Source organism: Streptomyces viridosporus (assembly GCF_002078235.1).
Taxonomy (GTDB): Bacteria; Actinomycetota; Actinomycetes; order Streptomycetales; family Streptomycetaceae; genus Streptomyces; species Streptomyces viridosporus.
Genome location: NZ_MSGP01000077.1, coordinates 1 through 2235, shown reverse-complemented (window position 1 = coordinate 2235; position 2235 = coordinate 1). Strand labels below are relative to the sequence as shown.

Below are 2235 nucleotides of genomic sequence, written 5' to 3'. Positions count from 1 at the left end.
GCCGCACCGCGCCCACCGCGAACGGGAGATCGACTTCGCGATGGGCGCGGTGCGGCGGATCCGGACGGACACCGGCCGCCGCTCCACCTGGATGCCGCACCTCGTGCGCGAGCGCCGCACCCTGGACGGCATCGAGGCCGACCCCCGGCTGTTCTTCGAACACCTGTCGACCAGCAAGATGTACGCCCGCGCCTTCCTCGACCGGCACGCCCTGCGCTTCCCCGAGGGCATCCACTACGAGGACCAGCTCTTCTCGGCCCAGGCGTACTGCCTGGCGAAGCGGTTCACGATCGTCCCGGAGCCGGTGTACCTCTGGTACATCGCCCCGTACGCCGCCGCCGACGCGGCGTCCATCTCCAACCAGCGGCACCTGCTCGGCAACGTCCGCGACCGCATCCACGTCCAGCGCCTCATCGACGCCTTCCTGACCGAAAGCGGGCACGAGGCGCTGCGCGAGGACAAGGACCACAAGTTCCTCAAGCACGACTTCCGGATGTACGCGGGCGACCTGCCGCACCGGGACGAGGAGTGGCTGGCGGCCTTCGCGGACCTGGTGAACCCCTACCTGGACACGCTCTCCCCGGGCGCGTACGCCCGCCTGCCGCGCGCCGAACGGGTGGTGCTGCGGCTGATCCGCGACCGGCGCCTGGACGAGGCCCGGCTGGCGGCCCGCGGTCTCGGCCACGGCGTCGCCCCGCGGCAGGTGACCAGGGACGCGGACGGCCGCACCTACTGGGGCGGGCGGGTCCCCGACTCCGCCGACGCCCGCCGCGAACTGGACCTGACCGAGCTGGAGCTGGACACCCGCCCGTTCTTCGGCGCCCAGTTCCGCCACGAGATCACGGAGATCGCCCGGGGCCCCGGGGCCGGTGTCGAGCTGGCCGTACGGACGTACGACCCGGCCCTGCGGCTGCCGGTCGGTCCGCAGCGCGCGGTCCTTCTCCTCACTCCCGGCCGGCGCCGCCTCACGGTCCCCTTCCGCCTCTCCCCCGTCCGTCCCGGCGTCTTCGAGGGCCGCGTCCGCGTCGACCTCGCGGCCGCGTCCCTCCCGCTGAGCGGCTTCGCCGGGGTGCGCCACCCGATGGTCCGCCTCACCCACCGGGGGCAGGGCAACACGGGGCTGCTGCTGGCGCCGCTCGGCTTCCCGGCCCTGACCGCCCGCGTCCCCTACCGCTCCGGCACGGCCCCGCACCGGGTCACGGTCGAGCCGGAGGGGCACGGTCCGGGCCGGCTCCAGGTGAGCTGGGAACCGGTCGGGATCACGGCGGGCGTGCTGCGTCCGGTGGCCCGCCGGGTGGCGCGCCCGAGCGTGCGCCGGGCGGCCCGCCTGGTGGCGAGCGCGCTGCGGTGAGGACGGCGGCGGTGCGGGCCGCGGTGCGGACGGCGGGATGAGGGCGCCGGCGGTGCGGGCCGCGGTGTGAGGCCGCGGCTCACGGCACCGTGTAGAGCACCTGCCCCTCCGGTCCCCGCGCCACCGCCCGCAGCCCGGAGTCGTCCAGGGTCCCGGACTCGTCCACCACCCAGCGCACCCCGTACTCCCGCTCGATGGTCCGCCGCGCCCTCTCCGGGGTCCCCGCCGCGAAGTACTCCTCGGTGGCCGCCGCCCGGCGCCCCTCGTCCGGCAGGAAGAAGTCGGGGTAGCCGGGAGCGACCGTGTACGGCCCGTACGCCGGGATCCGGCGGGCCGGAGCGGTCCTGGCCATGACCACGTCCCCGTACCCCACCCACGGCGTGATCCAGCCGTACCCCGTCCACGGCGGCCGGTACCCGTCCCGGACCGCCTGCGGCAGGGCGCCGTGCGGCACCACGTACCCGAGCGTCCCCGCCTGGGCCCACGCGCCGACGGCGAGCGTCCCGGCGAGCAGGGCCGCCCAGCCGGCGCGCACCCCCCGCCGTCCCGCCCGGACCGCCTCCAGCGCCACCGCGAGCTGCGCCGGGATCACCACGGCGGGCAGCGCGCGCCCCCAGGAGTAGTGGCCGCTCAGCCACCCGGCCGCCACGACCCCCACGCCCAGCAGGAAGAACAGCACCAGCGGATCGCGCCGGTCCCGCCGCCCCCGCGCGGCCAGCGCCGCCACTCCGAGCAGCACCAGCCCGAACCGCGCGGCCAGGTCCGCGTACAGCACCCGGTGCACCGGCTCCAGGCCGGATCCGGCGCCGAACAGCGCGAAGAAGTCGTAGTACGGCCACGCCCACAGCACCGCCACCCCCAGCAGCAGCCCGGCGGCCGGCCGC

The 2235-nt window shown here is 76.4% G+C and carries 2 pseudogenes; one reads left to right on the top strand and one right to left on the bottom strand.

Annotation, left to right across the window (positions count from 1 at the left end):
* Positions 1 to 1351: pseudogene (locus tag B7L92_RS05555) on the top strand (glycosyltransferase family 2 protein); the annotation flags it as partial.
* Between the two features lie 79 nt (positions 1352 to 1430).
* Here B7L92_RS05555 and B7L92_RS05550 read toward each other — a convergent pair.
* Positions 1431 to 2235 (bottom strand): annotated as a pseudogene (locus B7L92_RS05550) (hypothetical protein); the annotation flags it as partial.